The sequence below is a fragment of the Streptomyces sp. SCUT-3 genome (assembly GCF_014083985.1).
GTDB classification, from domain to species: domain Bacteria; phylum Actinomycetota; class Actinomycetes; order Streptomycetales; family Streptomycetaceae; genus Streptomyces_H; species Streptomyces_H thermolineatus.
In genome coordinates, this window is record NZ_CP046907.1 from 751,173 (window position 1) to 766,591 (window position 15,419).

The window sequence follows — 15,419 nt, forward strand, 5'->3', positions numbered from 1 at the left end:
CCGGCGCTGTCGGTGGCGTCGGTTCCGCCAGTGGCGGTTCCACCCTTGTCGTGGTCACCGGCCCGCCCCCGTCGACGAGTTCGCCCGGCGGCGCCACAACAGCGTGCCGCCCGTCACGAACCAGGCGATGAGCGGCGCGGCCCCCAGCACGTAGAACAGCGGCTTCGACGTTGCCGGTTCGGGACTGGCGAAGGCCTCGGCCGGGGGCACGGCGGTGGTCTGGCCGCCGAGCCAGACCTCGCTTCCCTCGCCGCTCGGCTCGTGCAGCGCGTTGCGCGCCGTGGCCGTCAGCCCGGGATGGTCCTCGGTGAACCTGGTCGCGCTCAACCGGTTCTGGTTGATCCGGCTGAAATCCACCCCGCCGTAGATGTAGGTACGGGTGTACACGACGTTGCCCTTGGTGGTGGTGTGCTTCACCTTGAACTCGCCGTCCTTGTACGACTTGACGTAGCGGTCGAAGACCTCACGGGGCGTCCACTTCTCCCGGGAGGCCCATCGGCTGATGTCGCCCTTGCCGATGAGGTCCGAGTACGCGGTGTGCTTGGTGGCGCTGCGCTTGCGGAACCACTCGGCGGCGACCCGGCTGGCGTAGACCCGGCGCAGGTCGGCGTACTCGGGCGCGGAGTTCACCGCTTTCTGGACCTGCGGCAGGATCGTCGTGCGGTACACCGACTCGTTGTGCCGGGTGCTGGCCTCGTCCTGCTGCCCGCAGCCGCTGTCGCCGCCGGCGCCCGGGGTCTTGACGACCTCCGACTCCATCTTCACCAGCAGCGGCGCGTCCAGGATGAACAGCTCGTTGCCGTTGTCGCGGACGGTGGCCGTGTCGGGCACGATCCACTGCCTCATGGACACGCACTTGGCCTCGCCCCGCAGGGAGTCCCAGTACTTCCTGCCGGCCTTGGTGTCGGGGTGGATGAACTTCGCCACCGACTTCTTCATCGCCAGGTCGGCCTCCAGCAGCACCCGCCCGGCGTCGGTCCTGCCGAACTTCTCGTCAATGATCCGGTCGGGCTCGTCCGGGTTGAGGTTGACGGTGAACGCGGAGGGCGGGAGCGCCAGCCAGACGAAGAACGAGTCCGAGGCGAGCTGCGCGGCGCGCCGACCGCCGAAGGACGGCTCGTCGGTCGTCAGGGCGTCGGCCTTGAACGCGTACTGCACACCGGAGCCGTTGTGGTAGGTGTCGGAGACGTAGCGCAGCTCCAGCGTCGAGAAGTCGACGCCGCCCAGGTCCTCGGCCAGCTCGGGGTGGCCGGATTCCGCGGCGAGCTGTTTGTCGACCTCGCGCAGCTCGGCGGCCTCCTCCGGGGTGTCCCCGGAGTCGGCGATCTCCGCCGGTGCCGCGGCCGGGGCCTGGTACTGCTCCGGGGCGCGCAGAATGTCGTCGGCGGAGGCGCCGCCCTGCGGCCCGCCGCCCTGCGGCCCGTCCTTGGGGGTGCCGCCGCCGTCGGGACCGCTTCCGTCGGAACCACTGCCGTCGGGACCGCCGTCGTCCGGGGTCTTGAACTGGTCGCCCGGGTCGGCCGGCGGGCCGCCCGTGTTGATCACCTTCTTCTGCGCCGGCACCACGACGTAGTCGATACCGGCCTCCTTGAGCAGTCTCTTGGACTTCGCGCTCGGCGGTACGGCGAAGAGGTACACCAGCCGCCGGGGATCGGCCTTCCCCCGCTCGGCCTCGACGAACGCCTTGTCCCGTGCCAGTTCCTTCTCACTGATGCCGCTGCCGGACTTGAGTTCGTAGTACAGGCCGAGTTCCACGTTGGCCAAGTCGTAGTAGCGGTTCACCTCGGGGACGTTCAACTCGGTCTGCCAGCCGTGGTTCGCGCCGAGCTTGAGCCGTTCCACCACATGTTGGACGAAGGCCTTGCCCTGGTTGTCGTTGCCCTGATTCGGAATGTACCTCCGGAGCCACTTGTCCCAGGGCGCCACGGGTCTCGGCCGATCGCCCACGGGATTGGCGAGGTACTTGTTCAGCTCCTTGGCCTTGTCCCGCTGGTAGTCCTGCCTTCGTTTCAGGGCGTGCTGCCAGAAACCCGAAATCGTGGCCCTCTTGTCGAGCATCGCCGCCGCGATCTCGTAGCTCTTCGGCTCGGCCCTGCCACGCAGCCACTCGGCGGGGTTCTCGTACTCGTACGTCTGCTTCTTGCCCATCGGAGCCTGGCGGGACCCGCCCGGAAGGGTTTCCGGATCCGGCGCGGGCCCGTCGAAACTGGGCAGCGGCACCGGCTTCGGCGCGGCCACTCCCGTGTCCGCCCACCCGAGCGGCCCGCACAGCGCCGCCAGCGTCACTGCGACCAACCACGTTCGAACCCGACGACGTCCGCGCACGACCAACTCCCCCTGCAGAAAAAGGCGTCGGTCAACCTAGCGCCACATGCCCAACGGGAGACAGGGTCAAGTGAGCCGATCGTAGGCGCGTCGAAGCACACCCGGCGCACGGTCGGCGAGCGCGACCTGGATCAGCAGGAACGGCACCGCCACCGTCCCGTCCGGGATCAGCTGGTCCAGGAAGGGACGCCCGACGAACATGTTGTCCCCGTCCGGCTCACCCGGGTGGTAGCACCACTGCGCGCGCATCACCGGCCGCAGCACCTCTCCGAGGTACCACGAGGCCCCGTCGGCGAACTCCGGGTGCGCCGCCAACTCGTCCGGTCCGGACACCCGTCGCCGCGCCTCCGCCTCGAGCTCGTCCAGGGATGCCTGGCTGAAGTCCCAGAGTCCGGGCCTCTCCGCGTACGTGGCGAGCCAGGCCGGCAGGCCCGCTGCGTGCTTCGCCAGCCACGCGTCCAGGTACGGCGAGTCGAACGTGGCCGTCGGGTCCTGGTCGAGGCCCGGGGTCGGCTCCTTGACCGGCGTCCAGCCGGGGGCGGCGGTCTGCTTCTCGGCGACCGCCCGCTCCAGTTCCCGCAGGCTGCGGCCGAACTCGTCGCCGTCCCGTTGCTGCCGGGCCCGTTCGACCAGCTCCGCCGGGCAGACCGCCGGCAGTCCGAGCTCGGGATCCGGCAGTACGACGGGCAGACCACGCCGCTCGTCCCAGGCCCAGCGCCCGCCGGCCACCGACAGCAGGGCTTCCCCCAGGTATCCGGCGACCCGCTCCATGAAGTCCGCCCCGGGCTCGATCCGGGCGACCAGCTCCGCCTCCAGGCGGGCCAGCGACGCCGGCGAGCGGTCCGTCAGCGAGCCGTCCGGCCACTCGAAGTCCACCAGGCCTGCCAGCCGGGGCTGCATGCCCTCCAGCCAGTCCTCCAAAGGATCCACGGCAACTCCCGCCAGTCGGCCTGCGGGGCTCCGCAGGCTCCGAACCCATCGTCCGCCGCGAACGCCGCCGCGCACAACGACCCGCCGTCGGGCCCTCGGGCATCGGCAGCAGTGCGCACCGCTGCGCGCGCCGTCAGGGACGCCCCCTCGTGGAATCCGGGCTCAGCGCCGGGCTGCGAACTCCACGAACGCCGCCCATTCCCCCGCCGCGAACGACAGCACGGGCCCCGACCGGTCCTTGGAGTCCCGCACATGAACCGCACCGGCAGAGGCGGCCACCTCGACGCACTGCCCGCCCTCGCTACCGCTGTAGCTGCTCTTGTGCCAGGCCAGTTCGCTCGCCGTCCCGGTGCTCTCGTGAACGCTCATGCCTCTCCCAGCAACTCCTCGACGAAGGCCAGTGACTCACGTGGAGTGAGAGCCTGTGCACGGATGATTCCATACCTGGCCTCGAGTTCGCGGACCGTCCTGCGCTCGGTGGTGAGGTGGCTGACGTTCTGCACCTCCACGTAGGCCACCCTGCTGTGCTCGACAGTCTCCATCAGCGTGAAGGGGCCGTCCAAGCCCGCGTGGTCCTCCCGTTCCGTCGGCATGACCTGGATCTCGACGTTCCGTTTCCGGCCGAGCATCAGCAGCTTTTCCCACTGTCCCCGCATGACATCCGGACCGCCGATGGGACGCCTCAGCACGGATGCCTCGATGACGAAGCTCAGCAGAGGAGCAGGGTTCCGAGTGAGAAGTTCCTGACGAGCCATGCGCGCGGCCACCCGTTGTTCGATGGTCTCCTCGTCCACCAAGGGCCGGCGCATGGCGAGCACGGCCCGGGAGTACTCCTCCGTCTGCAGCAGTCCGTTGACCACCTGTGTGTCATATGTGTTCAGTTCGACGGCTTCCGCCTCCAGGCGCGCGAAGTTACGGAAGAAGCCCGGGTAGCGCGTCCGCGCGACCTCGTCCTTCATCGCGCGCAGGACGCCGCCCGCCTCCAGGGCGTCGTCCGCCTTGTCGATGAACTCCGCCCTGGGGATGCGGCGGGCCCGCTCGACCGCCGCCACCAGGTCCTCGCCGTAACCGATCCGCGTGCCCAGTTGGGCCTGGGTCAGCCCCGCCCGCTCCCGGAAGAGCTTCACCTGCGCGCCGAAGCACCTCAGGAAGGCGACCGAATCGTCGCCGTCCATCCGCTCCGGTCGTTCCGTGCCGGTCAACCCCCACACCTCCACAGCCGTCGCACGGGCCGCGCCCCCGCGCGGCTCCTCATCCCCCAACGGCTGTCCGCCCCCGTCAGGACACGGCCGGCACCCCTCACAACCGGCCCGTGCACCCGTACAACGCTCCCCGGTCCGGCCGGACCGCGACCCGAGCCGCGGCAAGGGCCCCGCGCCCCCGGTCGCCCTTCGGCCCGCGGGTCCGACGCCCGAATCCCTCGTGTGCCGGAACCCCGGGCCGCCTCCTCGCCCTCCCCTGCTGCCGGCCAGCGGGGTCAGGGGCGGGCGGAGGCCGTCTCGACAGGAGGCGTTGCCTCCGATTGCCTTCGGAACCGGAAACGGGAAACAGCAGCATTCGCCTTGTTCGTCCGGTGCGCGCTGCCGCAGTCTGTCGTGCGGCCGCTCGCATTCACCCGGACGGACGGTGACGGAGGTTCATGTGCACGCGGTCCACACGTCCGCCGGGTTCGGACAGGAACTCCGCAGGAGGCGGCTCGAAGCGGGCCTGACCCTGGCGGACCTGGCCGGGACGGTCCACTACAGCAAGGCCCAACTGAGCAAGGTCGAACGGGGACTCAAAGCCCCCAGCCGCGAACTCGCCCGCCTGTGCGACGCCGCACTGGAGGCCGACGGCGCGCTCGTGGCGCTCCTCCCCGGCAGGCCCGCCGGGGCGAGAGCCCCGGAAACGAACAGCGATGACGAGGAGGTATGGGTGATGCAGCTGTCCGCGGACGGCCCGAGCTGGTTCCAGCCCGTCGGCAGGCGGCAGGTGATCGCCGCCGGAGCCGCCTCGGCGGTACGGCTGGGCCTGCCAGGCGTGCCGGGCGGCGGACCGGGCGCGCTGCCGGAGGCCGGGGGCGGGAAGCTCCTGGAAGCGGCCCGCGCACTGTTCGACCAGCACCGCCGGCTCGGCCAGACGGTCGGCCCGGAGTTCCTGCTCCCGGGGCTCATCGCGCAGACCCACTCGCTGCGGGCACTGTCCGCCCGGGCCGGTTCGCGCACCCGTCAGGGGCTGCTGGGCCTCGGCTCCCGGTACGCCGAGTACGTCGGCTGGCTGGTACAGGAAACAGGCGACGAGCAGGGCGCCCTGTGGTGGACACAGCGCGCCGTCGACCTGGCCGCGGCCGGCGGTGACCGCGACCTGGCCGGGTACGCCATGGTTCGGCGCGCCCTGGTCACCCTCTACCGCGAGGACGCCGAGCAGACCGTGGCCCTGGCCCGGCAGGCCCAGGACGGCGCGCTCCCGCCGCGGATCCGAGGGCTGGCCGCCCAGCGCGAGGCCCAGGGGCACGCGATCGCGGGCGACCGCACCGCCTGCATGCGCAGCCTGGACCGGGCGCGCGACCTCCTCGCGCGCCACACCCCGGACTCCGACGCGCCCGTCATCGGCACCATGCACCTGCCCGACCCCGTCTCCATGATCACCGGCTGGTGCCTGCACGACCTGGGACGCCCCCGGGAGGCCGCCGCCGTCATGGACGAGCAGCTGGCGAAGGTGCCGCCCCACGCCCTGCGCACCCGGGTTCGCTACGGCGTCCGCCGCGCCCTCGCCCACGCGGCGGCTGGCGAGATCGACCACGCCTGCGCACTGACCACCGAACTGCTCGACGGCGCCGCCGCCGTGAACTCCGCGACCATCACCGCCGACCTGCGCCGCCTCGCACGCGTCCTGGGCCGCCACCCGCGCAACCCGTCGGTGCGAGCTCTCGCCCCGGCGCTCGGCACGGCTTTAGAAGCCATCTCATTTGGCCCGGTAGGCTGCCGGCCGTGGTGGGAATGGTTGAGCGGCTGGTGCCGGACGAGTTGTGGGAGTTGTTCCAGCGGGTGGTGCCGGAGGCGCCGTCGCGGCCCCAAGGCGGCGGCCGGCGCCGGCACGGGGACCGTGAGGTGCTGGCCGCGATCATCTTCGTGGCGACGTCGGGCTGCACGTGGCAGCAACTGCCCGCGGCGTCGTTCGGGCCGTCCGGGGCGACGGCCCACCGCCGGTTTACCGAGTGGACCAAGGCCCGGGTGTGGGCCAAGCTGTACCGCCTGGTCCTGGACGAACTCGGCTCCCGCGGCGAGTTGGACTGGTCCCGGTGCGCGATCGACTCGGTGAACATGCGGGCGATGAAAAAGGGGACCTGACCGGTCCGAATCCTGTTGACCGGGGCAAGTACGGCTCGAAGATCCACCTGATCACCGAACGGACCGGTCTGCCCCTGTCCGTCGGGATCTCCGGTGCCAACACCCACGACAGCCAGGCCCTGATCCCGCTGGTCAAGGGCATCCCCCCGATCCGCTCCCGCCGCGGCCCGCGCCGGCGCAAGCCCGGCAAGCTCCACGCCGACAAGGGCTACGACTACCGCCACCTGCGCCAATGGCTGTCCGGGCGCGGCATCCGGCACCGCATCGCCCGCAAGGGCGTCGAGACCTCGCAGCGGCTCGGTCGGCACCGCTGGACCATCGAACGGACCATGGCCTGGCTCACCGGCTACCGGCGCCTCCACCGCCGCTACGAGCGCAAAGCCGAGCACTTCCTCGCCTTCACCAGCCTCGCCTGCACCCTCATCTGCTACCGCAGACTCGCCAAATGAGATGGCTTCTTAACCACCACCGTCCACCCCTGACACGGGGCAAGCGACACGACAAGGAGACTCCGCCATGCATGAGGTTTTCATCAACTACCGCACCGGCGACGGAGAGATGACGGCCGCCCTGATCGACCGGGCGTTGTGCGACCGCTTCGGGGAGGACAGCGTCTTCCGCGCCTCCCGCTCCCTCGGCGCCGGCAGGGTTTTCGAGGACGAACTGCTCCGCACCGTGCGGCGCAGCCGTCTGCTGCTCGCCGTAGTCGGTCCCCGGTGGGTCGGGCACCCCGGCCTCCGCAAGGACGACGACTGGGTCGGCCGGGAGATCGTCGAGGCCTTCGAGTGGAGTGTGCCGGTCGTCCCCGTCATCGAGGGGCGGAGGACGGAGCGGCTGAACCGCGCCGATCTCCCCGCCGAACTGGCCCGACTCGCCGACCTCCAGTCCCTGCGCCTGGACACCCAGAACGCCCCGGCGGACCTCGCGCGCATCGGCGACCTGGCCGTCGACATGGTGCCGTCCCTGAAAGCCGTCGACCGCACCGCCCGCCGCTCCTCCGAGCACGGTCCCGCTGCTGCCCCCGGGTCCGTGACCAACTCGATCGGGGACGTGCACGGCACCTCCGTGCAGGCCCAGGAGATCACCGGGGGCGTGAACATCGGGGGCGTGAGCACCGGGGACGGGGGCACCGTGGTCAAGGACAGCTCGGGCCCGGTCCACACCGGCAGGGGCGACATCTACCACAACTCCCGCCACGTCTCCGGGGGACGGCACATCCACGGGGACGGAACGGTGTACTTCGAGGGCGACAACCAGGGCGGCATCCACCAGAACTTCGGGAACCCCCGCCGGCGAGAGGAAGACGACCGGTGAGCGACACGCTCAACTCGCAGATCCTGGGCGCGCAGGGCCCGGTTCACGGGGGCAACGGAGACCAGTACAACTACAACTACACCTATGCGTCCGATTCCCGGGTGAAGAATCCCAGGAGCATCGCCGAGGACCAGTTGCTGTGGCTGTGGCGGCGTTTCGTTCCCCCGGAGGGATTCGGCGAGGCCCGCCGAACCCTGGAGAGCCACGGCACCGCTCTGCTGGACGGCCCTCCGGGAAGCGGCAGAACATCGGCCGCCCGTGTCCTCCTCCACGAACTGCGCCGGGAGGCGGGCTCGTTCCACGAACTGCTGCCGGACGAGGAGGACGTTTCCCTCCGGGACCCCGGTCTGGTCGGGGACGGTGATCGGCTGCTCCTGGACCTGTCGGACGCCGACGAGGCCCTGTGGGTCGGCGTGCGGCAGGATCTCTCCTCCCTCCGCAGGAACGCCCTGGAGCGCGGGGCCCGCCTCGTCGTCGTGCTGCCGCGCCGCGGAAGCCGGACCCTTCCGGAAGACCTCAACCAGTACCGGGTGCAGGTCGTACGTCCGCAGGAGCGGGACGTGCTGCTGCGGCACCTGCGCATGGACGGCGTGCCGCTGGACGACGACACCCGGACGCTTCCGGTCCTGTCCCGCTTCCTCCGCTCCGAGCCGCCGATGCGCGAGGTCGCGGGGCTCGCCGACCTCATCCGCCGGGCGCGGGACGCCGCCCGCGCCGGGGAGGGGTTCGCCGACTGGTGCGGGCGGGCCCTCGCCGCGCTGGACGACCAGGGCCCGCAGGTCGCGAAGAAGGTCGCCGGGCTCGGAAAGGGGCCGCAGCGGGCGCTGCTGCTGAGCGCCGCCATGCTGCACGGCGCCCACCCCGATGTCGTGCACTGCGGCGCCGCGTCCCTGCTGACCGAGGTCGATCACCCCGAGAGCGACCGTCCACTTCTGGAGCACCCGGACCTGGCCGCACGCCTCGAGGAGATCTCCGCAGGTCCGGACGCGAACGGCCTGGTCCGCTTCGACGAACTCGACCACGACACGGCGGTCCGCGCCCATTTCTGGGACCACATGCCCGACCTCCGCGAGCCCCTGTGCGCATGGGTGGGCCGCCTCGTGGACCTGGAGATCCCGAAGTTCACCCAGGGGGACCGCGACCGGCTGGCCGAGCGGCTCGCGGAGCAGTACCTGCGCACCGGGCACCCGGGCGGGCTGGCCTCGTTCGTGGAGCGGTGGGCCGCACCGGGCGCCGCGCCCCGGTGCCTGCGGGCGGCTGCGCGGGCGCTCCGGTGCGGCCTGCTGGACGAACGGCACGGCCGGTTCCTGCGGGGAAAGGTCTACGACTGGGCCAAGAACGGCCGGCTGGGCGAAGGCCTCGCGTCCGTCCTCGTCGGGGTGTGCACCGAGGTGGTCGCGGTGCGCCACCCGGACCAGGCCGTGGTGCGCCTGCACCACCTGGCCCGGCGGGAGCGACAGGGCCCGCGTGCCCGCGACGCGCTCCTCGGACTGGTGGAGGAGGACCACCGGCTGCGCCGGTTCCTCCTGCACCGCCTGGCCCTTGCGCTCCCCGGCGGCGCCTGGGCGACGGACCTCGACCTGTTCCTGCAGGCTGCCGACCCGCGGGTGCTGACCGATCCCGGCGCGCGCGTGCGCGCCCTCCTCGAAGAGGCCCCCGTGCGGGACTGGCTGGCCACCGGCTGGGGGGCGGTTCTGCGGCGGTGCCCGCGCCGGACGTGGGAGCCGCACGCGCAACGCTGGCTGCACACGGCCTGCACGGCCGGTGACCACGACGGTCTGCTCCTCGACGTGCTGGTCGCCGCCGCCGCCCCGCAGGGCGACCTCTTCGCCGCCCTGTACGCCACCGCCCGAAGCGGGCAGCGCTCCGCGCCCGGCGGACCGGAGCGCGGCGCCGCGGTCACCGACCGCCTGCTGGCGAAGATCTCCGCCGCGCAGGGCCTGCGGCCCGCGCCGCCACCACCGCCACGCGCACCGCACCACTCACAACAATCGTTCAGGGGGACGTATCCATGACATCCGGCACCAAGACGGTGACGGTCTTCCTCACCGTCATCTGCGGGCTGATCCTCACCGCCTTCGGGGTGGCCGCGCACTGGCCGGGCTGGCTGTGGTCGGCCATGGCCGCCATGCTCCTGGCCGTTCCCGCCCTGGCGGTCAAGGCCGCGGAGCACCGCGGCGGCCCCGTCCCCGCCGAACTCGCGCCGCACCTGACCCCGCCCCCGGTGGAGCGCTGGGAGGAACGGGTGGTCCAGGTGGCGCTGCCGAGCAGCTGGGACGACTACGACTTCCTGTTCTCCGCGACGGTCCGCTGGTGCCCCACCGGGGCCGCCGCCACCGAGCCGGTCGTCAACCCGGCCGGCCTGGCGGTCGACGCGGTCCTGGAGCGGGCCCGCCGGATCACCGAACAGCGCGACCCCGCCCGGGCCTCTCTCGTCCAGCACGAACTGAACGGCGCCCTGGGCAGGATGCGCCCCGACGCCACGGGATACCTGCAGGCCATGGCCGAGGACGTCACCCTCGTCCTGGCCGAGCACGATCGGGAACGGCTGGAGAAGCTGGCTGCGGTACGGAAGGACAAGGCGGTCTGGGAACACCAGCGCAAGCACGAGCAGAGCAAACGCGAGTACCTCGGCCAGGACGTGCTCAAGGACACCGGCAGCGCCGTGGTGTGGTGGCTGGCCAGGAACGACGACCAGGTGGACAAGACCGTCAAGGACATCGGCCTCCTCGCCCAACTGACTTCTGCGGCGAACAACGAGGACGTGCCCGAACGGCTGCAGCACTTCGTGCCCGGCCCGAGGACCTGGGAAGCGGCGGACGCGCAGGCGGACGCGGCGGCGGACACCGCCGACGGCTCCGCCGTCCCCGGGCAGGAACGCGAGGCCTCGGCCGCGGACCACTACGACGCCTTCCTGCGCACGATGGGCTTCCCCGACGGCGACGTGCGGAGGAGCCTGGTCACCCGGCAGGTCGTCGAGGTCATCAAGCAGTACGACCGGATCGAGACCGCCGAGCAGTTGCTGAGCCGGTTCGACGCGCCCGACGGTCCCGGGTTCTCCGACGGTCCCGGGTTCTCCGACGACACCGGCTTCTCCGGACCCGAGGAGCCCGGAGGGCCCGACCGCCCCGACGACCCCGGATTCCCGCCCGACGATGCGGGTGGGGCGTCCGTACCCCGGCCGCCGGCACCGAACGGTCCGGGCGGCGGCCCCGCCCCGGTGGGCCGCACCGCGCCGCACTTCGTGGAGGACGGCCGTGGAAACTGAACTGGCGGCCCTGGCGGCCTCCGGGGCGACGACCCTGGTGGGGTTGATGGTCTCGGACTCCTGGACCCACGTGCGCGACAGGCTGGGACACTTCCTCGCCCGGGACCGCGGAGCCGAGGAAGCGGCGGAAGACCTGGACACCTCCCGCAGGGAACTGGTGGCCGCTCACGAAGCGGGGGACGCGCCGGCGGCGGCCGTTGTCGCAGCCGACTGGCAGACCCGGCTGCTCCGCCTGCTCCGGGCGGACCCCGCGGCGGCCGGAGAGCTGCGCCGCCTCCTCGACTCCCTGGACGCCCCGCCACGGGAGCAGCAGCCGCCCGCCGTGCACAACACCGTCAGCGGAGGAACGCAGTACGGCCCGGTGATCCAGAGCGGCCGCATCACCGGGCTGGTCCTCCACGACCCCGGGACCGCACCGACACCGGACGGGCCCGGCACCGGCGGAAAGGGGTGACGCCTGCGTGGGAGCACGGTGCGCGGTGCGCGGTGCGCGGCCGCACCGTGCTCCCGCGCAACCGGGGCCCTCGCGTCGGGGTGTGCTGCTCCTGCCACGGCCTCAGGGCGAGGCCGGTCCCGGCGGTGAAACCGTCCAGGGGTCCGGTCGCCGCAGCCGCGCGGCGACCTTCGGCGGCCGGGCCCCTGCGCGAACGTCCCGGGAGAAGTCCGGCCGGCCTCACCGCCGGGACGGCCGGGTGGGAATCCCGGAGGACGGCGACGGGGCGGGTGGTGCCCCGCCCCTCCTCTACGCCGGCTCGCCGAAGCCTTCGAGGAGGAGCTTCGCGGTCCTCTCCGCGCCGTCGGTGCGGATTCTGCCCGCCAGTTCCCGGGCCGCGGCACGGGTCCGGGGCGCGAGGGCCGTTGCCAGGGCGGCCGACAGGGAATCGCGGGCCGGCACCGGGCCGTCGTGGGCCGCTCCGACGCCGAGGGCGGCCACCCGGCCCGCCCAGTACGGCTGGTCCACGAGTTGCGGCACCACCACCTGGGGCGCGCCCGCCCGGGCGGCCGCCGTCGTGGTGCCAGCCCCGCCGTGGTGGACGACGGCGGCCACACGGGGGAACAGCGCCTGGTGGTTCACCTCGCCCACGGCCATGCAGTCGTCCCGGTCGTCGACCGGGGCCAGGTCGGCCCAGCCCCGGGAGACGAGTACGCGGCGGCCCCGGGCACGTACCGCCTCTACGGCCACCCGGGCGGTGTCGGTCGGTCCGTGCTGCATGGCCATGCTGCCGAAGCCCACGTAGACCGGCGGTTCGCCGGCCCGCAGGAAGGCCTCCACGTCGGCCGGGAGCGGGCGCTCGTCCGGCAGGATCCAGGCGCCGGTCTGCACCACGTCGAGATCCGCCGGCTCCCGCCACGGGCCGAGTACCGGGTCCGCCGCCAGCAGTGGTCGCCCGGTGATCGCGTAGTCGCGGACGCTGTCCACCGGCGGCAGCCCGACGTTTGCCCTGAGGGTGGCAAGGCCCGGGCCGAAGAGCACGTTCTGGCTCTCGACGTCCAGGTCCCACAGGGTCCGGTTGTCGGTCACGCCTTCGGGGAGGGGGCGGCCCGGCAGCGGGAACGGCGGGTGGTGCGGCGACGGCAGCATCCCCGGGAAGAAGGCCGCGTACGCGTACCGCAGGCCCAGTTTCCCGGCCGCCGTCCTGGCCCCGGTCACGGCCGGGAACAGGCCGGTCGCCACGACCGTGTCCGCTCCCCCGGCCGCCTCGGCCACCGCTTCGTACTGCGCCGCGGCCAGCATGACCACGCGGTCGGCCAGGTCGGCGACCGTGGCCGGCTTCGGCCCGGCCGCCAGAGCGCGCACCGAGTAGGAGACCGGCACCGTCTCCACCCCGACACCGGCCAGCCGGTCGGCGAACTCCTCGTCCTCCGGCGCGCACACCCGAACCTCGGCGCCGAGCCCGCGCAGCGCGACCGCCAGCGCCGCCATCGGCTCGACATCCCCACGTGATCCGTAGGACGACAACACCACTCGCATGTCGGCGGCTCCCCCTTCGACCGAATTCCGTCAACGGCCGCCGATTCTGCGCCATGACGGGGGCCTTGCCGCAAGGCCCCCCATGAGCTATACGTTGAGAGTGGCAAGGAACGGATGCGGCTCCTTGCTTTTCCTTTGTGCGACTGCGCCGATTCCCCAGGTCCTGAACCTGAACGGAGCCCTTCGGAACGGACCCTTCCGGGAAACGCCTGGATTCCGCCCCGCGCACAGCGTCCCGACGACCGGTCCGGGCCCGACAGCCGGGCGCCGGCGCGTCAGTAGTTCAGTTCCGGGCGGCGAACTCCACGAACGCCGCCCACTCGTCCGCCGCGAACGACAGCACGGGCCCCGAGTGGTCCTTGGAGTCCCGCACGTGAACGGTGTTGGCGGAGGCAGCCACCTCGACGCACTGGCCGCCCTCGGCGCTGCTGTAGCTGCTCTTGAACCAGTCCAGTCGCGCCACGGCCTGCGTTGCCTCTTCGACGTTCATCCCTCTCCCAACAACCCCTCGATGAAGGCCGTCGACCCCCTCGGAGTGAGAGCCTGCGCCCGGACGACTCCCTACTGCACTTCCAAATCACGGACCATTGACCGTCCTTGCTGGAGACGATTCACGTTCTGTACCTCGACATAGACACAGTGCCGCTGCGAAAAAGTCTCCGCCAAGGTGAAAGGCCCCGCAAGGCCGGCATGTTCGTCCCGGTCCAGCGGCATCACCCGGATCTCCACGTTCCGCCGTCGGCCAATCTGCAGAAGCTGCCCCAGTTGCTCCTGCACGACGGCTTGACCGCCGACGTTGCGACGCAGGACTGCCTCCTCGACGACGAAGCTCATCACGGGAGCGGGTCGACGGGAGAAGATCTGCTTCCGCACCAGGCGCACCGACATGCGCTGCTCGATCACGTCCTCGCCCAGCGGCGGACGTCACATCGTGCAGACGGCACGCGCGTAGCCCTCCGTCTGCAACAACCCGTTGATCGGATGAGTGTCGTACGCGTGCAGTTCGACGGCTTCCGCCTCCAGGCGCGCGAAGTTGCGGAAGAAACCCGGGTGGCGTGCCCGCGCCGCCCCTCGTCCCCCAACGGCCGTCCGCCCCTCGCCAGGACACGGCCGACGCCCCTCACAACCGGCCCGTGCACCCGTGTAACGGCTCCCGGTCCGGGCCGGGGACGATCGGAAGCGGTTGGAGGAGCCGGTGGCCGCGCGCAAGCACAAGGTCGTCCGGGAACATCGACACGAGCACGACTTGCGCGACCGGTTGCAGCACCTCGTGTCCGGGCCGAGGACCTGAACGGTTCCGGATGCGCCTGCGGGTGCGGCGCTGGGGCCTGTTGTGAAAGTGCTGGCCACGAGCGGCCTGGCGTGCACGGGCGGCGTCGTTGTCAGTGGTGTCGTGCATGATCGGCGCGTCAGTTCTTCTACGGGGATGGGGAAGCACCATGCCGATCACGAACCAGCAGGTAGCAGGGCACGTGTTCCTGCGGCAGATGTATGCGGACTCGTACTTCCCCGATCACGTCGTCGACCGGGGCAGGGCGATCCTGTTGCGGCTGTGCGAGCGGATTGAGGCTGAGCAGCCGTCGAATCTGGAGGCTCTGTATGCGCTCACCCAGGCCGCAACGGAGGAGTTCAACAGTCTGGAAGCGGAGTTCGAGGCAGCCGGGAGTGAGATCGAGACGGTTGCGCGCGAGGTGATCGCCGAGGACTTCTGGTTTGTCGCGTCGGAATACGGGTTCAAGGACGCGGATGTAGAGGAGCTGATCGCCACCCGGGACTGGTGAGCGACGACCGGAAGGCCATCTGCCGGTCAGAGCCATTCGTTGAGGGCTGTGATCGGCACCCGTCGCTAGAGCTCGTAGTCCTGGGCCAGCTCCTCCCAGCGAATGCTGCGCAGCACAAGGTCGGCGTCCTTGCCCGGCGGAACATCCAAGCCGGTCTGGAACCAGATCACGGTGAGAGCGGAACGGTGCAGCACCGGGTCGAGCTCAGGGGCGACCGCTGTCGAGCGGAAGGCGCCGATGCAGGCCACGGAAGGCAGCACCTCAACGGGGCCGAAGGCGCCGGCAGTCTGGTCCGGGTACTTGAGGGAGGGAGGAACCAGATGGACCGGCGTGGAGGGAAACGCACGTTCAGCCTGCCGCTGGAGGCTCCTGACCTTCATGTCGTTGATGGGCTTGCACGGGTAGCCCTCCAGCATCCCTCCATAGGTCGAAGACATTCGCAGCTCGGTGAGCTCGATCAAACGTCCGGACGAGAGGGCTATGTGGCTCAGCGACATGCC

At 71.5% G+C, this 15,419-nt stretch carries 13 protein-coding genes and 2 pseudogenes; 7 read left to right on the top strand and 8 right to left on the bottom strand.

Annotated features, from left to right (window positions below):
- Positions 1-54: 54 nt before the first annotated feature.
- The 4 genes from GQS52_RS03310 to GQS52_RS03325 form a co-directional block, all read right to left on the bottom strand.
- The gene (locus tag GQS52_RS03310; protein WP_182311579.1) at positions 55-2,148 is read right to left on the bottom strand and encodes a hypothetical protein; all 2,094 of its coding nucleotides are present in this window, start codon (positions 2,146-2,148) and stop codon (positions 55-57) included.
- Positions 2,149-2,391: 243 nt separating this feature from the next.
- Positions 2,392-3,255, bottom strand: coding sequence for a hypothetical protein (locus tag GQS52_RS03315; protein WP_182311580.1), 864 nt, complete (start codon positions 3,253-3,255; stop codon positions 2,392-2,394).
- A gap of 162 nt (positions 3,256-3,417) precedes the next feature.
- Positions 3,418-3,624, bottom strand: coding sequence for a DUF397 domain-containing protein (locus GQS52_RS03320; protein WP_182311581.1), 207 nt, complete (start codon positions 3,622-3,624; stop codon positions 3,418-3,420).
- Positions 3,621-4,430, bottom strand: a complete 810-nt coding sequence (locus GQS52_RS03325; RefSeq protein WP_182316181.1) for a helix-turn-helix transcriptional regulator — start codon at positions 4,428-4,430, stop codon at positions 3,621-3,623. The genes GQS52_RS03320 and GQS52_RS03325 overlap by 4 nt, the downstream gene beginning before the upstream one ends.
- Positions 4,431-4,896: 466 nt before the next feature.
- Between GQS52_RS03325 and GQS52_RS03330 the strand changes: the two are divergent.
- The 6 genes and pseudogenes from GQS52_RS03330 to GQS52_RS03355 all read left to right on the top strand — a co-directional run.
- Positions 4,897-6,189: pseudogene (locus GQS52_RS03330) on the top strand (helix-turn-helix transcriptional regulator); the annotation flags it as partial.
- A 44-nt stretch (positions 6,190-6,233) separates the two neighbouring features.
- A protein-coding gene (locus GQS52_RS03335) for an IS5 family transposase (protein ID WP_182316116.1) occupies positions 6,234-7,033 on the top strand; the annotation gives its coding sequence in 2 pieces (ribosomal slippage) (positions 6,234-6,573 and positions 6,573-7,033; 801 coding nt in all).
- A 67-nt stretch (positions 7,034-7,100) separates the two neighbouring features.
- Positions 7,101-7,898, top strand: a complete 798-nt coding sequence (locus tag GQS52_RS03340) for a toll/interleukin-1 receptor domain-containing protein (protein WP_182311582.1) — start codon at positions 7,101-7,103, stop codon at positions 7,896-7,898.
- On the top strand, positions 7,895-9,913 hold the full coding sequence (locus GQS52_RS03345) for a hypothetical protein (protein WP_182311583.1): 2,019 nt from the start codon (positions 7,895-7,897) through the stop codon (positions 9,911-9,913). The genes GQS52_RS03340 and GQS52_RS03345 overlap by 4 nt, the downstream gene beginning before the upstream one ends.
- Entirely contained in the window at positions 9,910-11,166 is a 1,257-nt protein-coding gene (locus GQS52_RS03350; RefSeq protein ID WP_182311584.1) for a hypothetical protein, read from the top strand. Before GQS52_RS03345 ends, GQS52_RS03350 begins: the two co-directional genes overlap by 4 nt.
- Positions 11,156-11,620: a hypothetical protein gene (locus GQS52_RS03355; protein WP_182311585.1), complete on the top strand. Its 465-nt coding sequence runs from the start codon at positions 11,156-11,158 to the stop codon at positions 11,618-11,620. The genes GQS52_RS03350 and GQS52_RS03355 overlap by 11 nt, the downstream gene beginning before the upstream one ends.
- 288 nt (positions 11,621-11,908) lie before the next feature.
- On the opposite strand, the gene GQS52_RS03360 is transcribed toward GQS52_RS03355, so the two are convergent.
- The 3 genes and pseudogenes from GQS52_RS03360 to GQS52_RS27000 all read right to left on the bottom strand — a co-directional run bounded on the left by GQS52_RS03360 (position 11,909) and on the right by GQS52_RS27000 (position 14,506).
- Positions 11,909-13,138, bottom strand: coding sequence for a glycosyltransferase (locus GQS52_RS03360; protein WP_182311586.1), 1,230 nt, complete (start codon positions 13,136-13,138; stop codon positions 11,909-11,911).
- Between the two features lie 283 nt (positions 13,139-13,421).
- Positions 13,422-13,628: a DUF397 domain-containing protein gene (locus tag GQS52_RS03365; protein ID WP_182311587.1), complete on the bottom strand. Its 207-nt coding sequence runs from the start codon at positions 13,626-13,628 to the stop codon at positions 13,422-13,424.
- A gap of 71 nt (positions 13,629-13,699) precedes the next feature.
- Positions 13,700-14,506, bottom strand: a pseudogene (locus GQS52_RS27000) (DUF5753 domain-containing protein).
- 71 nt (positions 14,507-14,577) lie between these two features.
- On the opposite strand from GQS52_RS27000, the gene GQS52_RS03375 reads away from it, so the two are divergent.
- Complete coding sequence (locus tag GQS52_RS03375) at positions 14,578-14,919, top strand: DUF5713 family protein (protein ID WP_182311589.1); 342 nt, start codon at positions 14,578-14,580, stop codon at positions 14,917-14,919.
- A 65-nt stretch (positions 14,920-14,984) separates the two neighbouring features.
- Here GQS52_RS03375 and GQS52_RS03380 read toward each other — a convergent pair whose 3' ends face one another.
- Positions 14,985-15,416, bottom strand: a complete 432-nt coding sequence (locus GQS52_RS03380; protein WP_182311590.1) for a hypothetical protein — start codon at positions 15,414-15,416, stop codon at positions 14,985-14,987.
- Between the last annotated feature and the right edge of the window lie 3 nt (positions 15,417-15,419).